The sequence below is a fragment of the Neobacillus niacini genome (genome assembly GCF_030817695.1).
Taxonomy (GTDB): Bacteria; Bacillota; Bacilli; order Bacillales; family Cytobacillaceae; genus Neobacillus; species Neobacillus niacini_F.
Genome location: NZ_JAUSZQ010000002.1, coordinates 1,218,046 through 1,237,003, shown reverse-complemented (window position 1 = coordinate 1,237,003; position 18,958 = coordinate 1,218,046). Strand labels below are relative to the sequence as shown.

At 36.7% G+C, this 18,958-nt stretch carries 19 protein-coding genes; 3 read left to right on the top strand and 16 right to left on the bottom strand.

What is annotated here, in order from left to right:
• Window positions 1–95: 95 nt before the first annotated feature.
• Window positions 96–488 carry a cytochrome-c oxidase gene (locus QFZ28_RS06335; protein WP_307193865.1) on the bottom strand — a complete coding sequence of 131 codons (393 nt, stop codon included), beginning with the start codon at window positions 486–488 and terminating at the stop codon, window positions 96–98.
• A 254-nt stretch (window positions 489–742) separates the two neighbouring features.
• Entirely contained in the window at window positions 743–1,291 is a 549-nt protein-coding gene (hpf, locus tag QFZ28_RS06330) for a ribosome hibernation-promoting factor, HPF/YfiA family (protein ID WP_307193864.1), read from the bottom strand.
• A gap of 252 nt (window positions 1,292–1,543) precedes the next feature.
• On the opposite strand from hpf, the gene QFZ28_RS06325 reads away from it, so the two are divergent.
• Window positions 1,544–2,044: a spore coat protein gene (locus tag QFZ28_RS06325; RefSeq protein ID WP_307193863.1), complete on the top strand. Its 501-nt coding sequence runs from the start codon at window positions 1,544–1,546 to the stop codon at window positions 2,042–2,044.
• A gap of 6 nt (window positions 2,045–2,050) precedes the next feature.
• Here the strand turns inward: QFZ28_RS06325 and QFZ28_RS06320 are convergent, their stop codons facing one another.
• The 5 genes from QFZ28_RS06320 to QFZ28_RS06300 all read right to left on the bottom strand — a co-directional run bounded on the left by QFZ28_RS06320 (window position 2,051) and on the right by QFZ28_RS06300 (window position 7,217).
• Window positions 2,051–2,767, bottom strand: coding sequence for a ComF family protein (locus QFZ28_RS06320; protein ID WP_307193862.1), 717 nt, complete (start codon window positions 2,765–2,767; stop codon window positions 2,051–2,053).
• Entirely contained in the window at window positions 2,764–4,251 is a 1,488-nt protein-coding gene (locus QFZ28_RS06315; protein ID WP_307193861.1) for a DEAD/DEAH box helicase, read from the bottom strand. The genes QFZ28_RS06320 and QFZ28_RS06315 overlap by 4 nt, the downstream gene beginning before the upstream one ends.
• A 152-nt stretch (window positions 4,252–4,403) precedes the next feature.
• A complete protein-coding gene (locus QFZ28_RS06310) occupies window positions 4,404–5,243 on the bottom strand; it encodes a DegV family protein (RefSeq protein WP_307193860.1) in 840 nt (279 codons plus the stop codon).
• A gap of 103 nt (window positions 5,244–5,346) precedes the next feature.
• Window positions 5,347–6,027, bottom strand: a complete 681-nt coding sequence (locus tag QFZ28_RS06305; protein WP_307196963.1) for a response regulator — start codon at window positions 6,025–6,027, stop codon at window positions 5,347–5,349.
• Window positions 6,028–6,071: 44 nt separating this feature from the next.
• Window positions 6,072–7,217 carry a sensor histidine kinase gene (locus QFZ28_RS06300; protein ID WP_307193859.1) on the bottom strand — a complete coding sequence of 382 codons (1,146 nt, stop codon included), beginning with the start codon at window positions 7,215–7,217 and terminating at the stop codon, window positions 6,072–6,074.
• Window positions 7,218–7,477: 260 nt separating this feature from the next.
• Here QFZ28_RS06300 and QFZ28_RS06295 point away from each other — a divergent pair, with 260 nt between their 5' ends.
• Complete coding sequence (locus QFZ28_RS06295; protein ID WP_307193858.1) at window positions 7,478–8,113, top strand: YigZ family protein; 636 nt, start codon at window positions 7,478–7,480, stop codon at window positions 8,111–8,113.
• A gap of 221 nt (window positions 8,114–8,334) precedes the next feature.
• On the opposite strand, the gene QFZ28_RS06290 is transcribed toward QFZ28_RS06295, so the two are convergent.
• The 9 genes from QFZ28_RS06290 to QFZ28_RS06250 form a co-directional block, all read right to left on the bottom strand.
• Complete coding sequence (locus QFZ28_RS06290) at window positions 8,335–9,399, bottom strand: glycosyltransferase family 4 protein (protein WP_307193857.1); 1,065 nt, start codon at window positions 9,397–9,399, stop codon at window positions 8,335–8,337.
• Window positions 9,400–9,544: 145 nt separating this feature from the next.
• Window positions 9,545–10,618, bottom strand: coding sequence for a glycosyltransferase family 4 protein (locus QFZ28_RS06285; RefSeq protein ID WP_307193856.1), 1,074 nt, complete (start codon window positions 10,616–10,618; stop codon window positions 9,545–9,547).
• A 371-nt stretch (window positions 10,619–10,989) separates the two neighbouring features.
• Window positions 10,990–11,835, bottom strand: a complete 846-nt coding sequence (gene rfbD, locus QFZ28_RS06280; RefSeq protein ID WP_307193855.1) for a dTDP-4-dehydrorhamnose reductase — start codon at window positions 11,833–11,835, stop codon at window positions 10,990–10,992.
• Window positions 11,835–12,857: a dTDP-glucose 4,6-dehydratase gene (gene rfbB, locus QFZ28_RS06275; protein ID WP_307193854.1), complete on the bottom strand. Its 1,023-nt coding sequence runs from the start codon at window positions 12,855–12,857 to the stop codon at window positions 11,835–11,837. The genes rfbD and rfbB overlap by 1 nt, the downstream gene beginning before the upstream one ends.
• Window positions 12,858–12,868: 11 nt before the next feature.
• Window positions 12,869–13,429, bottom strand: coding sequence for a dTDP-4-dehydrorhamnose 3,5-epimerase (gene rfbC, locus QFZ28_RS06270; RefSeq protein ID WP_307193853.1), 561 nt, complete (start codon window positions 13,427–13,429; stop codon window positions 12,869–12,871).
• Between the two features lie 10 nt (window positions 13,430–13,439).
• A complete protein-coding gene (gene rfbA / locus QFZ28_RS06265) occupies window positions 13,440–14,315 on the bottom strand; it encodes a glucose-1-phosphate thymidylyltransferase RfbA (protein ID WP_307193852.1) in 876 nt (291 codons plus the stop codon).
• Between the two features lie 119 nt (window positions 14,316–14,434).
• Window positions 14,435–15,274: a glycosyltransferase gene (locus QFZ28_RS06260; RefSeq protein WP_307193851.1), complete on the bottom strand. Its 840-nt coding sequence runs from the start codon at window positions 15,272–15,274 to the stop codon at window positions 14,435–14,437.
• Between the two features lie 38 nt (window positions 15,275–15,312).
• A complete protein-coding gene (locus QFZ28_RS06255) occupies window positions 15,313–16,284 on the bottom strand; it encodes a glycosyltransferase family 2 protein (RefSeq protein WP_307193850.1) in 972 nt (323 codons plus the stop codon).
• Between the two features lie 50 nt (window positions 16,285–16,334).
• Entirely contained in the window at window positions 16,335–17,150 is an 816-nt protein-coding gene (locus QFZ28_RS06250) for a glycosyltransferase (protein ID WP_307193849.1), read from the bottom strand.
• Window positions 17,151–17,520: 370 nt separating this feature from the next.
• Between QFZ28_RS06250 and QFZ28_RS06245 the strand changes: the two genes are divergently transcribed.
• A complete protein-coding gene (locus QFZ28_RS06245) occupies window positions 17,521–18,954 on the top strand; it encodes a flippase (protein ID WP_307193848.1) in 1,434 nt (477 codons plus the stop codon).
• The last annotated feature ends 4 nt before the right edge of the window (window positions 18,955–18,958 follow it).

Below are 18,958 nucleotides of genomic sequence, written 5' to 3'. Positions count from 1 at the left end.
ATATACTTTATTATTTAATTTTTGAGACTTTTTATTTGAATATATGATTGTAATAAAAAAGCACACATGAAGGGGATCATGTGTGCAAAAATGGTTTATAGCGATACGTTTTTATCAGAATTGTAGTTTGAATCTTTCCTCACATATTTAAAAACATTAACAGTAAATAAAATAACACCAATTACCACTGCAAATGAGCCAATGATGGCTGCTGGAAGAGCTGCAGAAACTCCCAATACTTGGAGTGCAATCCCTCCGAGCATGACCGGAACCCCAATATTGTGTAACCAGAACTGAGTTTTAGCAAGCTTTGAATTTGCAGCATTGGGATAAAAGTGATAAATAAGTCCAAATAATGCCATGGTTACCCAGCCAAGTAAATTAACATGCGCGTGAACAGATGTAAAACGGAAATCATGGATAATTCCCATCGTCAGCCCGGCCAAAACCCCAATCGTAAAATAAACAGTTGCTACCTTTAAATACACCTTTCCTACTTTGTACCTACCTCCTTGTATTACAATTTACAACTATTATACTATATTTCAATTAATTAACAATATTACCATTATATGAATAGTGTTTTTAGCATTAAAAAACCTCCTAAAGAACTAGGAGGAAAAACTATTATGATTTTTTCATATTTTGATTATCATCATTTTCTAATTATAAAAAAATATTAGAATAATAGAACATCATAAAAATGCAGCTCCAATGACTCGGAACTGCGTTGTGTGTCTTATTAATGTGTTTCAATTAAGCCGTAACGGCCATCTTTACGCTTATAAACTACGTTTGTACGGTTAGTCTCAGAATTGTTGAATACATAGAAGCTGTGTCCTAATAGATTCATTTGAAGAATCGCTTCTTCACTGTCCATTGGCTTCAGATCAAAGCGCTTGGTACGAACAAGTTCTAAGTCGTCTTCATCATGATCTACAGCTTCAGTATTTTCAGAAGTTGCAAACGTAACCGGGAAATCGCCTTTTTCTCGGAATTTACGATTAACTTTTGTTTTATGCTTGCGGATTTGACGCTCTAACTTATCTGAGATTAAATCAATTCCAGCATACATATCAACATTTGTTTCTTCTGCTCGAAGAACCAGATTTGGAAGCGGGATAGTAACCTCTACTTTTGAACTTTTATCTTGATTGAATCTTAGATTCACATTTACCTTTGCTTCAGGCGCTTCTGTGAAATACCTTTCCAATTTAGAAATTTTCTTTTCAACGTAATCTCTAATTGCTGGAGTTACCTCAATGTTTTCACCACGAACGTTATAATTCATTTGTGGATTCCTCCTTTATATTCCTATGTATTACATTTCTATTTTACCCTTTGATTATCCTGCCAAAACACAACAGAAGTTTTGTCGAAATTTTGACAAAAACACAGGGAAAATAGTAACAACTAAAATTAAGACACCTCAGTTAACATTTTAATGTCCTACATCTTTAGTCTATTATTATCAGGGACAATTTACCACTTTTATCTCTTATGAATAAAGTACTGAGATGAAAAATGACTGGAGGAGTTATACATGGAACAACAAGATAGAAGAACACTCGCTTGGCATGAAACATTAGAACTTCATGAACTGGTCGCATTTCAATCTGTAGGCTTAATGAAGTTAAAGTTATCGTATAGAAAGGTTCCCGATCAAGAGCTAAAGGAAATCTATAGAAAATCCATTCACGAACTTGAACATAACCTTAATGAGCTATTAAAATTTTATCCTTCTGCCCCAGGTTATCAAGGCAGAGATGACGACGATGATTTTAGGGAGGATGTTGGTTTTTATGCCGGTGACCTTCTAAGTCTTTCCAAAGCGTTAGTACGGAATTTGTCTGTTGCCATTACGGAAACAGCAACACCGGCACTAAGGAATGTGTTAACAAAGCAGTTAAACGCCGGAATTAAAGGGCATGAACGGATTTTTAATTATATGTACAGAAATGGGCTATATCCGTCGTATGATTTAGGCCGCTTACTTGGAAATGATATTGAAAATGCCCAAAAAGCCTTAAGGATGAAGTATTAATATCGGTCATCGGGCGAGCGTTAGGGACTGAACCCTTTCCGCTCCCGATTCTTTTAACAGCTTTGCCGCATGCCGTAAAGTTGAACCTGTCGTATAGATGTCATCGATTATCAGAATACTTTTTCCTTTTATTTCAATTTGGTGGTCGACTTGAAAAACCTGTGGAATATGAATTCGCTCTGATCGTGATTTCTTCGATTGTTTTTCTGAATGGACTCGATTTAGAGGCATTGTTGGGGTTAAGCCAGACTCAATCAACAGCGCTTCTGCTTGATTAAATCCCCGCTCATAAAGACGCTCCTGACTCAATGGGATTGGTACAAGTAAGTCCGGCTGGATTTTTCTAAGGAGGTCCTTAATTTTTTGAGTAAAAATTTTAGCCAATACATAATCACCTCGATATTTAAAGGTAGCCATCACTTCCTTAAAAAAGTCATTATACAGGTATATAGAGTAATTGGAATCAAGATAGCCCTTCCAATCCTTATCCTCCTCCCACCGTTTGCAGTCATGACACATATTACCATGACGAAACCTTTCTTCTAAGAATTGAAAAGGGCGGTTGCATACCCTGCATTGTTCTCCTTCAATTAAGTCAAATTTCCCCTCACAAGCTGGACATAGATTCATCTCTTTTTCTTCTGAAAAAATAGCTTTCCACCCCATTTTAGGCTGGATGATTTCATGGCATACTAGACATTGAGCTTGAGAGAATAATATCATTCGTCGATTAGCCCCTTTCTCACTCCTTCATGATTCATTACAGTAATTTGTTTTCGTGCCTTCAGCATTGCCTCCGTTTTACCAAAATGAAAAAATGTTACTACTCCATTAGGGAAATCCTTACTCCTGCCTGCCCTACCGGCAATTTGAACAAGTGCGCTTTCCGTAAATATGTCATCTTCTGCACCAACAACAGCAACATCGATGTTGGGAAATGTTACACCCCGTTCTAAAATGGTTGTAGTTAGTAATAAAGGGATAACTTTTTTTCGCATTTTTTGAACCTTTTCTTTACGATCTGGGTCCTCGGCGTGGACTGCCTCTATCTCGGGAGCTAACTTTCGGAGGACGGGGAGGGCTTTTTCCATTAAGCGAATATGTGGGAAAAACAATAAAGCTTGCTTATTATTTTCGAGCCGTTTTTTTATCCAGGTAAGAATATTGGCTGGCAGCTTCTCTTTTTTCAATTGCTTTTGCCAATTGCCGCACCATGTGAAATGAGGAATGGGAAGGGGATGACGGTGGAATCTGGCTGGGATGGTGGTGAAGGACCTTTTTCCTGTTCTGCACTCTCTTTGCCATTTTTCATTTGGTGTCGCAGTTAGGTAAATCATGGATGATTCTGGCTTTCTTGCCTGAACGGCAGCATACTGAAGAGATTCCTCCGCGGTATATGGAAACGCATCGACCTCATCCAAAATAATCGTATCAAAGGCGTGGTAAAACCGTAGCAGCTGATGTGTTGTGGCAATTGTAAGCGGGGCATAAAGGTGGCGGTCCTCACTTCCGCCATATAGTGAAGCAACACTAATTCCAGGAAAGGCAGATTTCAGCCGGGGTGTAAGCTCTAGGACAACATCTGTCCGGGGTGTAGCAATACAAACTCTCTTTTGGGCTGCTAGGGCAGATTCAATTCCAGCAAAAAGAACCTCGGTTTTTCCCGCACCGCAAACCGCCCATACGAGCAGATCGGTCATGTTCTTCACTGTCTCTACTACTCTATTCGATGCGTTTTGCTGACCAAGCGATAACTGGCCTTTCCATCGGAGTATATTTTCAGGCAAATGGTGCTCTGGTGCTGGTCCGTTCCAACCAAGTAAAGGGGTGCATGCACTGATTCTTCCCATCATCAGGCATTTACGGCAATAAAGGCATATTTCTCCACACCTGGCACATGGAAAACGTGCAAACAGATTCTCTGCCATGTTACCACAACGTGAACAAATTGGTTTATTTCTTCTAAATTCAATCCCTTTACGATAGGTAATATAGCCATTTTCATAATGTTCTTGGATTTCTTCGAGAGGGAATGTCAGGTCATCCAGCAATAGCTGTTTGCCTGTAAGAAGGAGCTGGAGATTAGGGTTGTAGGGAAAAGTAGGATTTAATAATGGTTGAAGGATGGTTGGGATTTGTGAGATGGGAAGTGAGTCCTCACTATCTCTAAGGGGAACTAAACAATTGTCTTTTACAAGAAAACGCACAAAAACAGCACCCTTCCTTTTGTTATTAATTGCTTTTAAGTAAGTTCAACAAGAGTTGTCAAAATACCTGCTTTATGTCGAATAATATTATTTTAAAATGGCACACTTAACAAAGTTGAAAAGCCAGACTTTCTGCCTGGCTTTCACACACGTTATTTTTTCATCCAGCCTAGACCCATGGCGCCTTCTCCTAAGTGAGTTCCAATGACAGGACCAAAGTAGCTCATGGTGAATTCGACGTTTGGATACAAGGTTTCGAGCTCTGATTTCCATTCGTGTGCTTCTTCTTCGCGGTTAGCATGGATAACCGCGGCTTGGTAGGGCTCGCCGCTTGCTGCGTCTTCTCCTAAAAGACCAACGATTCGTTTCATCGCTTTTTTCCGGGTACGGATTTTTTCAAATGGAACGATGACCTTGTCCTTAAAGTGAAGAACGGGCTTGACTTGAAGCAGGCTGCCGATAATCGCCTGTGCGCTCGAAAGACGTCCACCACGCTGTAAATGGGACAAGTCGTCCGCCATAAAATAGGCACGTGCCGTTTTTTTTAATTCCTCAAGACGAGACATAATTTTATCAGCCTCTTCCCCTTTTAAAGCCATTTTTGCAGCTTCGATTGCATATAATCCCTGCGGCATACAGCTTATTTCAGAATCAAACGGATAGACTTTAATATTTTCAACCATGGTGCTAGCCGTTACAGCTCCGGCAAAAGTCCCGCTGATCCCGCTGGAGAGGTGGATACTGATGACAGCATCATAGTCTTTAGACAATCGCTCAAACAGCTCGACAAACTGGCCAATTGGAGGCTGTGAGGTAGTTGGAAGGTCTTTCTCTTTCACCTGTTGGTAAAATTCTTCTGCTGTAATATCTACTTCTTCCTGGTAAGCCTCATTACCAAAGATCACATTTAACGGGATCATTTCAATCTTCCATTTATCTCGTATTTCTTTCGGTATGTATGCGGTACTATCCGTAACAATTGCGGTTTTCATATTGGAACCATCCTTAAATATATGTTTTGTTCTATTCTATCTAAAAAACAATGAAAAAAACAGAGAGCACGCCCATTTCTAGAGCGTGCCCTTCCTATAAAACTTATCGAACTTCAACCCAGCCGTTTTTAATGGCTACTACAACAGCTTGCGTACGATCGTTGACGTTCATTTTTTGTAAAATATTACTTACATGGTTTTTTACCGTTTTTTCACTGATAAATAAAGCTTCTCCGATTCCACGGTTACTCTTACCATCAGCCAGCATTTGCAGTACTTCGCATTCGCGGCGTGTTAACAGGTGAAGCGGACGGCGTAATTCAAGAGTTTGAACAAAGGCGCCGCCACCAGTACGTCCTGCTGTCAGCTTGCGATATTCGTTTACTAAATTATGAGTTACCTTTGGATGTAAATAACAGCCGCCTTCGGCCACAACTTTAACTGCCTCAATTAAAGCATCGGCGTCCATTTCCTTCAGTAAGTAACCTCTTGCCCCGGTTTGCAGTGCATGAGTCACATAGTTCTCGTCATCATGGATGGATAAGATGATAATTTTCGTGTCTGGGAATTTCTCAGACAGCTCACGAGTAGCTTCGATCCCATTCACGTTCGGCATATTTATATCCATAATCACTACATCCGGATTATAGGCATTTACGATCGTTACAGCATCACTTCCGTCATCACCTTCGGCAACAACTTGGAATGCTTTTTCGAATTCTAGAATTCGTTTAACCCCTTCTCTGAATAGCTGATGGTCATCGATAATTGCAATCTTCGTCATCATTTATTTCCCCTCCTGCTCCAATGGCTAACATATCTTTTAATTTAAGACGGTAATGGAACGACAATAAAAACGGCTGTTCCTTTTCCTATTTTAGATTCAAACGTTATATTTCCTTCAAGTAGCTCTACACGTTCTCTCATTCCAATGATTCCAAATGACTCGGGCTTTTTTTGATTGGTATCAAATCCTGAGCCATTGTCCTTAATGAGAACGGTTAATTCTTTTTTGGTCATTTCTAATCTGACTTTTATTTCACAAGCATTGGCATGCTTTAATGCATTTTGCACCGATTCTTGAATCAATCGGAATAACCCAACTTCATACTTAGGAGGCAGCCTGCGTTCTATGCCAACGGGAATAAATTCTATTTTAGACTTATTATGATATTCTTCGATGGTTTGTAAATACTTTCTGAGGGTAGGAACTAGGCCTAAATCATCAAGCGCCATCGGGCGAAGGTCATAGATAATTCTGCGGACCTCATAGAGTGCAGCACGAACCATTTTTTTGAAGCTTCCAATCTCTTTAAAAGCCTCCTCTGGTCCTTGCTCCCGATAAACCCGATCCACTAAATCAGACCTCATAATCACATTAGCAAGCATTTGCGCCGGACCATCATGAATATCTCTGGATAATCGTTTTCTCTCTTCTTCTTGAGCTTCGATAATTTTTAACCCAAAGTCCTGCTTGGCTTTTGCATTCTGTAACTCTTCACCCATAAGTTTCAAGTCACTCATGAGATAATTCATAACCACCGAAATCTGCGAAATAAGCTGATCGGCACGATCAATCGTTTCATCCAACCCCAGCAGTCTGCGTTCGAGGTCCGCTCGTTTATCCAATAGCTGTTTTTTATACTGCCAATTAATCGACAGGTCCATTTGCAGCTGATGTGCTTTCTCATAAGCTTCTCTAACCTCAGCTTCGGTGTATGCTTTAAAATTCATACTAAGCTCTGATAAGGTTAATCTCGCCTTAAGTACCAGTTCTTCCAAGCGTTCCTCTTCAGCATTCAATTTCACCATCATTTCCTTGATGGTGCGTAATTCAGTTGTCATATCTTCATAGTCTTTTCGGCATTGTTCACTTATTTGAAATATATCACTTTTACTGCTCGTGACAGTTTCAATCATCTCTTCACGGATTTCATCAATCGATTTTACATTAATCTTCTGAATTTTGGCCATGCTCTCCTCCAGAGACCTTTTATCTAGTTTATCGCGGATTGTAAGATTTTACTATCTCTAAGAATTAAATCAAAAAATTTCCCAACTGTATAGTGCCTAAGTAGTATAATGTTTAGTAGCAAAACTACTATTTTAAGAAAATGGATTTTCACTATCTGAACATTATTTATTATAACACGGGAAAATTATTTCTATATTAAAGTTATATTACACCCATGTTTTTTTTATATATTTGCAACAAAAATTGGGAGGGAGAAACTATGTTATCTCGGTATTATACAGTGGGAAAAGAAGTTTCTGAACATGAAATTATCATACAAAAGTCGCGTTTTATTGCCCATATTAAGAGAGCAGAAAATGAAGGGGAAGCTCAAGAATTTATCCAAACTTTGAAGAAAAAACATTGGGACGCCAATCATAATTGTTCTGCCTATTTGATAGGTGAAAATGACCAGATTCAAAAAGCGAATGATGACGGTGAACCTAGTGGGACTGCTGGTGTACCGATTCTTGAAGTGTTGAAAAAAAAGAAACTGAAAGATACAGTGGTCGTCATTACCCGCTACTTTGGAGGAATTAAATTAGGGGCAGGCGGACTGATTCGTGCGTATGGGAAAGCGACTTCAGAAGGTTTAGAAACAGCAGGAATTGTTGAAAGAAGACTTGTTCAGGTTATTCATTTGAAGATTGATTATACATGGCTTGGGAAAGTTGAAAAAGAACTCAGGGAGTCAGAATATATCATCAAGGAAATTCATTATCTGGATATTGTTGAAGTAGAAGTATATGTGAACGAGGACCAAGTGAGTGTGTTTGTAGATTGGCTAACTGAGCTTACAAACGGACAGGCCGACCTCAAAAAAGGGGATACAGATTACTTGGAAGTGTTACTCTAGAAAAGGCTTTGTTTAAGCTAAATATTGATATTTGCACCTGTTGATTTGCGCGGAAGGCACGAAGACTCCTGCAGGAGTACGGAGCAGGTGAGACCCCACAGGCGCTAGCGCCGAGGAGGCTCACCGCAACGCCTGCGGAAAGCGAAGTGCCTGGAGCGCATTTAGAAAAAAGTGACTGACTCAAATGCCACAGCATGTGCCATTTTGAGTCAGTCACTTTTTTAGGATCGATCCTTTGCCGTCGTAATTCCAAACATACGCAAAACCTTTAGTAATGGATGAAAATTGTTCCCCATCAAACCAATTTTTTCAGCAATAAACTCCATTAATAAAATAAGCAAGCAGATTAAGAAGATGGAGACGCCAATTCTCGCCTGAGAATAAATAACAGCCACTACACCAAAGAATGCAGCCATTGCATAAATCAGTAGCACCGTTTGCCTGTGCGTGTAACCAAGCCTTAACAGGCAGTGGTGCAGGTGTGATTTGTCAGGAGCAGATAAAGGTTGGTTATTAATGATCCTTCGCATAATGGCAAAAAAAGTATCAGAGATTGGGACTCCGAGGATAATTACCGGGATGATGAAGGAAATAAATGTTACGTTTTTATAACCAAGCAATGAAAGAACAGAAATAACAAACCCTAGAAATAGTGCTCCAGTGTCTCCCATAAAGATACTGGCCGGATGGAAGTTGTAGAATAAAAATCCAAGTGTACTCATTAATACAATTACCCCGACAATTGCTACATATAAGCTGCCTTGCATAAGTGCCATGCCGGAAATAGCGACCAGGGCAATCGAGGATACACCAGCTGCAAGTCCGTCTAGGCCGTCAATTAAATTAATAGCATTCGTAATCCCAACGATCCAAAGAATCGTAAAGGGAATGCTTAGATAACCAAATTCAAGCTGTCCTCCAAAAGGTAAATTAATAAAAAACACTTGAAGATCGCCTAAGAAAACAACTGTAAAGGCAGCGGCTAACTGTCCAATTAGTTTGTACTTAGCAGGAAGCTCAAATAAATCATCACAAATCCCTGTAATAACAATTATGACGCAGCCGAATAGAATCGCATTTGAAGCTGGGTTTTCAGGTTGTAAAATTACCATACCAATAATAAAACTAAAAAAAATCGCTAACCCACCTAATCGAGGCATTGTTGATTGATGAACTTTTCGGCGATTTGGTTTGTCCGTCGCTCCAATGAGAAAAGCTAACTTTTTTACCATTGGAGTAATTAAAATTGAGATGGTAAAACATACTATCAAGGTTATAAACAGCATAGCGAACCTCCCTCGATAGTATCTTGTCCATAAAAGTAATTTCGAAAACACTTTAGAATTGTAAAACACAGGAAACTTAAAAAAAGAATTTTTCAAATAAACAAAAAGCCTAAAACGTAGGTTTTAGACTCTGTCAAAGATAGAGCTATCTATTTTTTACATTAACTGTCTTGAATCCTTTAAGAAAATTCAAGAGAGGTTTATAATCCTCACGAATAAGTCCTATACTCTCAACAACTAACTCTATAGTAATTAGCAACGCTAAAATGACGATTATAGATCCCCAAACTGTTGCTTGTGAGAAAATGAAAGCTGCTAGGCCAAAAAGGGCAGCCATAAGGTAAATTAACAAGACGGTTTGACTATGGGTAAATCCTGATTTTAACAGGCAGTGATGAAGATGCGATTTGTCTGGTGCTGATAAAGGCTGCTTATTTACAAGTCGGCGAATAATCGCAAAGAATGTATCAGAAATCGGAACACCCAGAATAATAATAGGAATAATCAAAGAAACAAATGTTATATTTTTGTATCCCAATAATGATAATACAGAAATGATATAACCTAAGAATAAAGCTCCTGTATCCCCCATAAAAATCTTTGCGGGATGAAAATTAAAGAACAGAAAACCTATTGTACTCGCAGCTACAATTAACGCCATAATTGTTACGTAAGGACTACCTGTAACCAACGCCATTCCGGCAATTGAGATTAATGCAATCGAGGAAACTCCGCCTGCTAAACCATCTAAACCATCAATAAGATTTATGGCATTGGTAATCCCTACAATCCAAATCATCGTTAACGGTATACTTAAATAGCCAAAGTCAATAATGCCGCCAAATGGTAGGTTAATAAATTCCACTTGCAAACCACCATAAATAACTACCACAGCTGCCGCTGCAATTTGCCCAAGTAGTTTAACCTTTGGTGATATCTCCTTAACATCATCTAACATTCCTGTCAAAATGATGATAAAGCTTCCAATAACGATGGACAGATGGTATTCTCCTAATAATTCATTAGAAGGATTAAAAATGAGAATCCCAATTAAAAAGCTTAAAAAGATTGCTAATCCTCCTAGACGAGGCATGATACGTGAATGGACTTTCCTTTGATTTGGTTTATCTGTTGCTCCAATCTTAAATGCTAGTTTCTTAACTAACGGAGTAAGTAATATTGACGCAAAAAAACAGATAGCTAGAGTAATATAAAGCATATGCCCCTCCAAGGTTTACGTATCTATATTTTTATTACATTAGTAGTTTGTTTATTTTTAACATATCCTTTTGGATTATAGCATAGTCGATTATAGAAATAAACTAGGATATCCGACAATTATTTCACTTTTAATAGGATTGAAATATAGGCGAAACTGCGATAACACTTATGTAATAGGAATGAAAGCGGAACCATCACTCAGAAAAAAGTTCACAAGTATGACAAATTACAACATTTATTGTAATCAACCTTCCACTGTTATAGACGTTAACCATTATAGGAGGTTACATTTACGTTCTATCTTTAACAAAATTCTTTTTGATAAAAAACCCCTTTCTTTATGAAAGGGGAATAACAATTCTCAGTCCATTAAACGTTTGATTCGGCTAAATAGGCAGCAAGTGCCTCTTTCCAATCGCGAAGAGGTTTAAGTCCCTGCTTTTCAATCCTCTTCTTGCTTAAGACTGAGTATTTCGGACGTGCAGCTGGGCGTGGAAATTGGTCAGTTGTTAATGGATTAACGGTTACTTTCATATTTGCCTGCTTGAATATTTCCACCGCAAATTCATACCATGAACAAATTCCACTGTTCGTGGCATGATAAATGCCATATTTATCTGTCTCCATTAACTCAACCATGAACCGGGCTAGATCGACAGTATAGGTTGGTGAACCAACCTGGTCATGAACGACACCAACTTCTCCACGTTCTTTACCTAGACGAATCATGGTTTTAACAAAGTTATTTCCATGAATACCAAACACCCAAGCTGTACGTACAATAAAAAATTCATCCAGTTGCTTTTGCAACAGCTGTTCACCAGCTAATTTTGTCCTGCCATAAGCACCAAGAGGTTTTGTTGGCTCATCAACCTCATATGGTTCAGAAGCACTACCATCAAAAACATAATCTGTGCTTACATAAAGCATTTTTGCGCCAATCTGCTTGGCCGCTTTTGCTAAATATTCTGTACCTGCAGCATTGACTTGATAGGCAGCTTCTTCGTTCTCTTCTGCAGCGTCCACATTCGTGTAGGCGGCACAGTGCAGAATCACATCTGGTTTTACTTCACTAATAAAAGCAAGAACGTCCTCTTCTTTGGTAATATCTAATTGCTGTCGGTCTGCTCCGAATGCTTGATGATTCTTTCTTTCTAACTCCAAAAGAACATCCTGCCCTAATTGACCTCCTGCACCTGTTACAACAACCTTCATTATTCTACCTCTAATCTGTCGCCATACTGGGATTTCACATAATCTTGGTATTCCCCAGAGATAATGTTTTCCCACCACTCACGGTTATTTAAATACCAGTTAATCGTTTGTTCGATACCAGTATCAAAATTATATTTTGGAGACCAGCCGAGTTCAGTACGAAGCTTCGTTGCGTCAATCGCATAACGACGGTCATGACCAGGACGGTCCGTAACAAACTTCATTAAGGACTCTGGCTTATTCAAATGCTTTAGAATCGTTTTTACAATCTCAATGTTAGTACGTTCATTGTTGCCGCCGACATTGTACACTTCTCCATTACGACCTTTGTGAAGCACAAGATCAATCGCCTGGCAATGGTCTTCAACATGAAGCCAATCACGAATGTTCAATCCATCTCCATAAATAGGAAGTTCCTTATCATGTAAGGCATTGATAATCATCAATGGAATAAGCTTTTCAGGGAAATGGAAAGGTCCATAGTTATTTGAACAGCGTGTAATATTAACAGGCAGACCAAATGTCTCATGGTAGGCACGGACTAGAAGGTCTGCACCAGCCTTACTAGCACTATATGGACTGTTTGCTGCTAAAGGAGTTTCTTCCGTGAAATAACCTGTCTCACCTAATGTACCATAGACTTCATCTGTTGATACTTGAAGGTATTTTGTAACTCCAAAAGTCTTTGCCGCATCAAGTAACGCCAAAGTTCCTTGAATATTTGTTTGTACGAAGATTCCTGGATCCGTGATACTGCGGTCAACATGGGATTCAGCTGCAAAGTTCAATACATAATTAAAATTTTCCTCTTGAAAAAGACCATTAATAAATTCACGGTCTGAAATATCTCCTCGAACGAATTTATAGTTAGATGCATTCTCAATATCCTTAAGATTTTCAAGATTTCCTGCATATGTTAACAAGTCAAGGTTAACAATTTGATATTCAGGGTATTTATTTACCATATAACGGACAAAGTTGCTGCCAATAAAACCCGCTCCGCCTGTAACTAATAACTTCATATCTAAGCCTCCTATTTCTCGAACACAAAATTTAGATGGGATGCAGCACTCAATGTTGGGTGCTTTGTATCTTTATCAGAAAGAATTGGATTTGTTGTAGGCCAATCGATACCTAATTCTGGATCATTCCAGAGAATACCGCCATCATGCTCTGGGGAATAATATTCATCAACTTTATAAGCAACAGTAGTGTCAGGTACTAACGTGCAAAAACCGTGAGCAAAACCCTTTGGAACTAAAAGCTGGCGCTTATTATACTCGCTTAATATCACACCCACCCATTGTCCATATGTAGGGGAACCGTTTCTAATATCTACTGCAACATCATAAATTGCTCCGGTAACACAACGGACAACCTTCGTCTGCGCCTTAGGGTTCAATTGAAAATGTAACCCGCGCAACGTACCTACTGGAGCCGAAAGGGATTGATTGTCTTGGATAAAATCAAAATGTAAGCCCAGTTCTTCAAAAATATTCTTATTATAGCTTTCCATAAAGTAACCACGATGGTCACCAAATACCTTAGGTTCTAAAATTTTCACACCTGAAAGTTTCGTTTCAATAATATTCATTCGTTATACCTCATTTCAATCCTTGAGTTGCTACTTTTACTAAGTATTGACCATATTGATTTTTCATCAATGGCTCCGCTAACTCTAATAACTTATCTTTTGTAATATAGCCCATTTTATATGCAATTTCTTCTAAACAAGCAATTTTTAATGATTGCCTTTTTTCAACCGTTTCAATAAATTGTGAAGCTTCTAACAATGAGGCATGTGTACCTGTGTCTAACCATGCATAACCACGGCCGAGCAACTCCACATTCAGTTCACCCATCTCTAAGTATGCCTTGTTAATATCCGTAATCTCAAGTTCACCACGGGGAGACGGCTGGATATTCTTTGCAATATTAACTACACGATTATCATAGAAATATAAACCCGTGACAGCATAGTTTGACTTAGGAACCGTTGGCTTTTCTTCAATGGAAACAGCTTTACCTTTCTCATTAAATTCAACAACACCAAACCGCTCTGGGTCATTTACATAATATCCAAATACGGATGCACCAGTTTCTCGTGAAGCAGCTTTTCTTAATAAATCAGTTAAGCCGTGACCATAAAAAATATTGTCACCAAGAACTAGGGCAACATTGTCGTCTCCAATGAATTCTTCACCAATTAAAAAGGCTTGTGCCAACCCGCCTGGGTGCGGCTGAATCTTATACGAAAAATTCATCCCTAAATCTGACCCATCACCTAAAATTTGTTCAAACCTTGCAGTATCTTCCGGGGTGGAAATAATTAAAATATCCTTAATACCAGCTAACATAAGAACAGAAAGTGGATAATATATCATAGGCTTGTCGTAAACTGGTAATAATTGTTTTGACACAACTTTTGTTAATGGATATAGACGTGTCCCACTTCCACCAGCTAGAATAATTCCTTTCATTAACAAGACAACTCCTCAATTATAAAATGAATTTTACAAATAAATACAAATTTCGCCATACTACCTCACTTATTATATAGATATCACCTTAAAAAGACAAAATTTTTTATGTCATCCGTTTACAAGGAAAAAAGCCTGCGAAGTGTGTAGGCTGCAATTTTTTTATTTTTTTCTATTAAGATTTGTCTAATTAATCGCCTCACCATAAGCTTCTTATAAGCGGGGAATAATTCCTTGCGATAATTTTTATAATACTTAATTTCTGAATCTAATATGCTTCGATATCGGGCGCTGGAAATACTACCAAAGTCCATTACAGATAATTCGTGTTGTAATTCTACACCATCAAGTAGTAGCACTTTATGTCCAGTATTGTAAATTTTATAAAACAACCAATGATCTAAGTAATCTAAAGGAAATTCTTCTGTGAATCCACCTATTTGTTTAAGAAAATCAATTTTAATAAGTGCTCCAGAATTTATTGCCATTATAGGTGAAGTTTGTAACCCCGGAGTTGGTCTTTCTTCTAGCAACGGAAGGAGTGAAAGACTCGTAACAGGAGAAATCATGATATTTTTGCTTACTACTTTTGGGACTACAGCTGCAATTTGATCCGGAATGGATTTATCAACTTTTAATATTGCTTTCACATAATCCTCATTCAATGTTGTGTCATGATCCAGGAGCAATAACCATTCGCTTTTATTTTTTAAACTGAGTTGATAGGCAAAGTTATATGCTGTTGCAAGCCCTAAATTCCTTGGATCGTGTACATATGAAACTTCTAACGCTTGATTATTTGTAGGCAATTCCTGTTTTTCTGGACTGTTATCATAAATAACAATACTTAAATCTTTTTTTAAAGATTGATTATTATTTAATACTGATAACAACGATGTATATGTATTTGAATCTTCTAACTTGGATTTATAGACAACGAGAATGATGGTTGTTTTCATGTAACTTACCTCTTGGGTTCGTGTATTGAGTATTTATTTTATTTATATAAAATATCTTTTACTATACTTCTGTAACCATTTGAATACTTCGAATAATGTAGTAACCCAGCTTCTTTAGCAACTTTTAAAGTCCTTTTAAAAAAATTCCCAGGAAGATTATTACGATGCTCGGTGTGTTTTTGCTTGCCTTTTAGCATTTGTAACACATTATCCTTAACATTTACCTTGTTCTGAATTAAAAATTCTTCAACATCACTATATTGTGTATTTTTCATTACTTTTTTTGTTTTCGCATCTGCGATTTTTTTCTTTAAGTCCCTCTTAACTGCTCCAAGCTGATTATTTGAGTGCTGTCGGTACATAATCAACGGTTTATCAATAATTTCAATTAATATACCTTTACTTGCTGCGAGAATAATAGCCATCCATGCATCATGAATCCACTCTTCACTAAAAGGCATCATCATATCAGTATATTTGGATCTAAATGCCATAGTTGCACCTGTAACAACATTTTCCCGAATAAAAACATCAAAGGCATTAGTAGGGAATTGCTTTTGTGCTTTTGGGGTAAAAGAAATAGATTCCCATAAAGTATTCCCTAAATAGTTAAGATTATGGTCAACCATTGCCGCATCAGTAAAAACCATTCCTACCCTGTCATTTTCAATAAATTTTTCTTCGATTAGAGATAATTTTCTTTTATCCCATACATCATCCTGATCCGCCAGAAAAATGATATCACCTCGGCAATGTAATAATGCCTTTTCAAAATTTTTCGTACTCCCTAGCTGTTTTTCATTGATAATTAATTCGACCTTAAATGGCGCTCTCTTCTCAAACTCTTTAATAATTTGAATAGTATTATCATTCGAACGATCATCACAAATTATCAATTCGTCAGGCAATCGTGTTTGATTTAAAAAACTATCTAATTGCTCCCTGATAAATTCTTCGCCGTTATACGTACACATTGCAATAGATATTTTTAATTGTAAATTTCCCTTCATATTTAAAAATCCTCTTTCTTTTCAATTAACTATCGTTTTTCAAGGCGTTATTATTTTCTTAGCAATGTTTTATATATAAAACCTCTGATTGAATTCGGAAGCAACCTTACTAATCCTCTAGTAGCAATATTAAAGAGGAAAATTTTCCTATCAATAAAATTCATTTCTAGAAATGTTTTCTGTAACTGCCGTTCACTTTGAATATATCTTAATCCTCCGCGTCTTTTAAACATGTCTGAACCAGCACGTGCTAACACCAAGATTTCAGGTATATTCATCATTTTAAAACCCTTATTTAACATACGAACCCACAAGTAATAATCTTCATTCATCAATAAAGTTTGATAATTCCCCGCCTCAATGACACAATTTTTCCAATATACAACAGTCATATGATTTAAAGGAGATCTGGTTTTTGCATATTTAAGTATTTCGTCATATTCAACCGGAACTTTTCTAACCGATTCTATTACCTCTGGATCATGTTCAAACTCCCCAATCCAGGAGCCAAGTACTTTAACATCTGGATTTTTAACCATAAAATTAATTTGTTTTTCAAACCTCTCGGGAACACAGATATCATCGCTATCCATTCTTGCAATTAAATCATATTTACAATTATTGATACCAAACTCTAAAGCCTTCCCTAATCCTACATTCTGTTCAAGCTGGATGGTATTAATCAAACCGGGGAACTTTGTTTTATATTTATCTAATAAATCATATAATTCCGTTGTTAGTTTACCATCTAAAACGATTACGATTTCATTTGGTTTTAAGGTTTGATTGATGGTACTCTCAAGTGCCTTGTCAAAAAAATCTGGATTCTCTTTATAATAAACTGACATAAGAACAGAAAATTTCATGGTCTCATCTCCACTCTCTATGTAAAAACAAATTCATTATCCTACTATCTTGGTCTAAAAGAAAGAAAAAATCAAATCATCAATAAATCAATTTTCATCAATTAATACTATAATCGGCACTTCAATATATATCAAGGAGGTTTAATCTATCGTTGAAATCATCAAAAAAAATATGTTATAACAAATTAGATTTGTGCAAAAAGTTCAAAAGAACCATGATATGAATATCAAGGTAGCTTTTTAAGTTACTAAATGTTAAATTAATGTGATGAAGAACCATTTATTAATTAGGAGTAAATATAAAGAGGCAAAAAATTCAATAATTTTACTAAAGTAAATAATTTTTGTTTTTATGAAAAGGAACTTGTTTATGAGCAAATTAATATCAAATTATCTCTTTAACTCTTTTTATCAAATACTGATTCTTATCATCCCATTTATCACCATGCCATACGTAGCAAGGGTTCTAAGCCCTGATGGTCTTGGAGTAAGTGCGTACTCTCTTTCTGTAGCCCAAATTTTTGTACTTTTTGCCGTTTTAGGAATTCCCCTTTATGGAAGTAAACAAATTGCTATTGCAAAAATTCAAGGGAAAGAAAAAATTTCAGTAGAATTTTGGTCAATTTATTTAATTCAACTTATTGCATCATTACTTTGTTCATTGATATTCCTTTTAATGATTCATATATTTTTTAAAGACCAATCTTTAATCTATTTTTTACAATGGTTTAATATCATTGCTGCTATGGTAGATATTTCCTGGCTGTTTATCGGGTTAGAGGAGCTTAAAAAAACAGTCATAAGAAACACCCTTACAAAGGTAGCAGGAGTTGCTTTAATTTTTATCTTTGTAAAAGACCAAGATGATTTAATAACATATATCGCTATTAATGCCCTAACTAATTTGATAGGGCAATTGATTCTATGGGTTCAATCCAAAGAGTACATAGGCTTACCCAGATTTGGGAAAAAAAATGTATTACTTCATTTAAAACCTATCTTTGTGATTTTTATACCTCAAATCATCATTCAATTGTATGTTGTTTTAGACAAAATAATATTAGGTACACTATCCAATGAGGAAGAAGTGGCAATGTATGATCAGGGTTTAAAAATTGTAAAAATGTCATTAGCATTAGTTACTTCGGTTGTAACAGTGATGTTACCAAGAATTTCTTCGGAATTTAACCAAGGAAATAAGGACAAGTTTAAATATTACGTCGACTATGTTTTAAAATTTATCCTATTTATGACGATTCCAATGTGCATTGGATTAGCATGTATTGCTAATAATTTTGTTGGGTGGTTTTTCGGACCTGGTTACGAAAAAGTAGGATTGATTTTAATTTTATTAAGTCCCATTGTTATCATAATTGGACTTTCATCTGTGTTTGGAATGCAAATATTATTACCTACAAACCAACAAAATAAGTTAACCATTTCAGTTACAATTGGTGCAGCTGTGAGTATATTAACAAATATTGCGTTAATTCCCTTTTTTGACAGTGTAGGTGCAGCTATTGCTACCGTCCTTGCAGAGATTACCGTAACCATTGTACAATTTATTTTTGTTAAAGAATACATTCATTTAAAGCAAATTATTAAAGAGAATTCACCTTACCTTTTTTCTAGTATTGTAATGGGGGGTGTCATACTATTATTAGGAATATATGTAAATGTATCACCTATATTGAAAACAATAATACAACTCGCAATAGGATTAGCCACCTATTCATTATTACTTTTAATAATGAAAGATAAATTCCTTTTAGATGTAAAAAATAAAATCTTTATAAAAAGGTAGGATT